This is a genomic window from Frankia gtarii (assembly GCF_025403375.1).
Taxonomy (GTDB): domain Bacteria; phylum Actinomycetota; class Actinomycetes; order Frankiales; family Frankiaceae; genus Frankia; species Frankia gtarii.
This window is the reverse complement of sequence record NZ_JAMPTM010000418.1, coordinates 1-4,045: the sequence shown is the minus strand read 5'-3', so window position 1 is coordinate 4,045 and position 4,045 is coordinate 1. Positions and strand designations below refer to the sequence as shown.

Annotated in this window: 2 protein-coding genes; one reads left to right on the top strand and one right to left on the bottom strand. The window is 70.2% G+C overall.

Translation table 11 applies throughout. The annotated features are described in order from the left end of the window. Positions 1-277 precede the first annotated feature (277 nt). Positions 278-3,226: a preprotein translocase subunit SecA gene (gene secA / locus NBZ83_RS30660; protein ID WP_261576365.1), complete on the top strand. Its 2,949-nt coding sequence runs from the start codon at positions 278-280 to the stop codon at positions 3,224-3,226. Between the two features lie 98 nt (positions 3,227-3,324). Here the strand turns inward: secA and NBZ83_RS30655 are convergent. After that, positions 3,325-4,045: Rv3235 family protein (locus tag NBZ83_RS30655; RefSeq protein WP_264764084.1), on the bottom strand; the 721-nt coding region annotated here is incomplete at its 5' end.

Here is a 4,045-nt window from a genome sequence, read left to right as displayed (position 1 = left end):
GTCCAACGAGCGGGAGCGCCCCGGGCACCCCGCGGCGCTCCCGCTCGTTGGACCGGGTGACGATCGTGCGTACCCGCGCCGTCGCCTAAGTTGCACTGGTCGTTTGTGCTTACGCAATCTTCGCCCCTGGGCGTCGGCGCCTTGTCCTCGCACCCACAGCACGTCGCCGACCGCGGCCGGAGGAACCGCGTCCCGATGGATGTTGTGGGGGACGGTCCAGGGGCTAGCATCGTGTGGTCGGTGCCTCGCCGACATGCCAGCCGGAGGAGTTTCGCCCGTGGTTCTAGACAAGATCTTGCGTGCCGGCGAGGGCCGGATTCTGCGCAAGCTCAAGGCGATCGCCGAGCAGGTGAACCTGATCGAGGACGACTTCACCGGGCTGTCCGACGGCGAGCTGCGCGGTATGACCGACGAGTTCCGCCAGCGCGTCGGGGAGGGCAAAGAGTCCCTCGACGATCTGCTGCCCGAGGCATTCGCCGCCGTCCGTGAGGCAGCCCGGCGCACGCTCGGTCAGCGGCACTTCGACGTGCAGATCATGGGCGGCGCGGCGCTTCATCTCGGCAACATCGCCGAGATGAAGACCGGTGAGGGTAAGACGCTGGTCTCCACTCTGCCCGCGTATCTGAACGCCCTGTCCGGCAAGGGCGTGCACATCGTCACGGTCAACGACTACCTCGCCCAGCGAGACGCCGAGAACATGGGGCGCGTCCACCGTTTCCTCGGGCTCACCGTGGGGGTGATCCACCCGCAGATGCCGCCCCCGGTGCGTCGCGCCCAGTATGCCTGCGACATCATCTATGGCACGAACAACGAGTTCGGGTTCGACTATCTGCGCGACAACATGGCCTGGAGCGCGGACGAGCTGGTCCAGCGCGGCCATAACTTCGCGGTGGTCGACGAGGTCGACTCCATCCTCATCGACGAGGCCCGCACGCCGCTGATCATCAGTGGCCCGGCGGACCACCCGACCCGCTGGTACACCGAGTTCGCCCGGATCTCCCCCCTGCTGGAGCGGGACGTCGACTACGAGGTCGAAGAGGGCAAGCGGACGGTGGCCATCACCGAGTCCGGCGTCGAGAAGGTCGAGGATCAGCTCGGCATCGACAATCTCTACGAGTCGGTGAACACCCCGCTCGTCGGCTACCTGAACAACTCGCTGAAGGCCAAGGAGCTCTACAAGCGGGACAAGGACTACATCGTCACCGACGGCGAGGTCCTCATCGTCGACGAGTTCACCGGCCGCGTGCTGCACGGCCGGCGTTACAGCGAGGGAATGCACCAGGCGATCGAGGCCAAGGAAAAGGTCGAGATCAAGCAGGAGAACCAGACTCTCGCGACGATCACCCTGCAGAACTATTTCCGGCTCTACGACAAGCTTTCCGGCATGACCGGTACCGCCATGACCGAGGCGGCCGAGTTCCACCAGATCTACTCGCTCGGCGTGGTGCCGATCCCGACGAACAAGCCGATGATCCGAAACGATCAGCCAGACGTCGTCTACAAGACCGAGATCGCGAAGTTCGACGCTGTGGTCGAGGACATCGCCGAGCGGCACGAGAGGGGCCAGCCGGTCCTGGTCGGCACCACGAGCGTGGAGAAGTCCGAGTACCTGTCCAAGCAGCTGACCAAGCGGGGCGTGCCGCACGAGGTCCTCAACGCCAAGCACCACGAGCGGGAGGCGACCATCATCGCCGAGGCGGGCAGCAAGGGCGCCGTCACGGTGGCGACGAACATGGCCGGTCGCGGTACCGACATCATGCTCGGTGGGAACCCGGAGTTCCTCGCCCAGGCCGAGCTGCGCCAGCGCGGGCTGTCGCCCATCGAGACTCCCGAGGACTACGAGGCCGCCTGGCAGGAGGCGCTGGAGAAGGCTCGGCAGTCGGTGAAGACCGAGCACGAGGATGTCGTGGAGGCCGGCGGCCTGTACGTCCTCGGCACCGAGCGGCACGAGTCCCGGCGTATCGACAACCAGCTGCGCGGTCGCGCCGGCCGGCAGGGCGACCACGGCGAGTCGCGCTTCTACCTCTCCCTCGGCGACGACCTCATGCGGCTGTTCAACGCCGCCGCCGTCGAGGGGATCATGGATCGCCTCAACATTCCCGAGGACGTCCCGATCGAGTCGAAAATCGTGACACGGGCGATCCGATCGGCCCAGACCCAGGTCGAGGGCCAGAACTTCGAGATCCGCAAGAACGTCCTCAAGTACGACGAGGTCATGAACAAGCAGCGCACCGTCATCTACGAGGAGCGTCGCAAGGTCCTCGACGGCGCCGACCTGCACGAGCAGGTCCGGCACTTCGTCGACGACACCGTCGAGGGCTACGTCCGCGGCGCCACCGCGGATGGCTACCCGGAGGAGTGGGACCTCGACACTCTGTGGACCGCTCTCGGCCAGCTCTACCCCGTCGGAGTGGAAGCGCCCGACACCGATGATCGCGACGGGCTCACCCCCGACCACCTGCTGGAGGACGTCCAGGCCGACGCGCAGGAGGCGTACGACCGCCGCGAGCTCGACCTCGGCGAAGGCGCCGACGACGAGCCGATCATGCGTGAGCTGGAGCGGCGGGTCGTCCTCGCCGTGCTGGACCGCAAGTGGCGTGAGCATCTCTACGAGATGGACTACCTGCAGGAGGGCATCGGCCTGCGGGCGATGGGGCAGCGTGACCCGCTGGTCGAATACCAGCGCGAGGGTTTCGACATGTTCCAGACGATGATGGAGGGCATCAAGGAGGAGTCCGTCCGCCTCCTGTTCAACGTCGAGGTCCAGATCGCCGGCCAGGAGACCGAGACGGCCCCCGCGGAGACCGTCGCCGTCGCTCCCGCGCCTCCGGCGGGAGCCGCCGCCCTGCCCGCCGCGGTGACGCCCCTGGCCCTGCCGGACACCGCCGCGGGCGACCAGACGGCGGCCGCGCGTCGGACTCCGCCGCAGGCCCCGGCCCCGCCGGCGGCGCCCGCGGCGCCGCCGGTCTTCGTCAAGGGCCTGGAACCGCGTCGCCCGACCGGCGGGCTTCGCTACACCGCGCCGTCGGTCGACGGCGGTTCCGGACCGGTCACCACCCTGGCCTCGGGTGCTGAGCCGCCGGTCGGTGGCGCCGCCCGCGGTCCCGCTGGCGGATCGACGACGGAGGCGAATGCCCGCCCCGCCCGCAACGCCCCCTGCCCGTGCGGCTCGGGACGCAAGTACAAGCGGTGCCACGGCGATCCCGCGCGGCGCAACGCCGAATAGGGCCGTACCACCTGCACTCTGCGCTCCCGGTCGCCGGACGACGGGTGACCCCGCCGTCCGGCGACCGGGAAGCGGGCGCCGTGGGGCTCCGTTCAGGGTCAGCCGACCTGCAGGGTCGTGACTCGCCAGCGGCCGCCGGCGGCCTCCATCCGCAACGCCAGCGCCGCGGCCCGCGCGCCCCGGGTGATCACCGCCGACACCTCGGCCACGCCCGGTCGCGGCTCGCTCACCCGTACGCTGCGCACCTGCCCGCGGCGGCGGTCGCTGAGCTGCGCGGCGATGCGTTCGAGATCGCTCTGAAGCCTGGGCGTCGTCCAACCGGCGAGGTGGGACACGGGACGGACGCCGCCGAGTGCCTCGACGATCGCCCGAACGACGATCACCGCGGCCTCCCGCGCGGGCGCGACCGGCCTGCCGACTGCGGGGCCACGGGACGGCCGGCGTCCTGGCGCGCGCAGATCGTCCGGCAGCGGCCGTCCCGCCTCGCTGAACGCCTGCTCCGGCACGGCCAGGCGCCGGGGTGAGCGGTCCACGGCGACCGTGCCGCCGCCGCCCCGCTGGTCGCCGTGGCGCTGGTCGCCGTGGCGATGGTCGCTCCCGGCGGGAGCGGCCGCGGGCCGGCCCGACCGGTCGGCGGGGGCGCCGGCTCGTCGGGAGGAGGGCCGGAGTCGAGCATGGCCCGGCCGGCCGGCGTTGCTCGCGGCGGGATCGGATTCGTCGTCATAGGGGGGGTCGTTCGGGGCGACGGGGAGCAGCCGTATGCCGGGGACCGAATGTGGTCGCCGGGGCAGGGTCAGGGCACACGTGGCGGTCACGGCA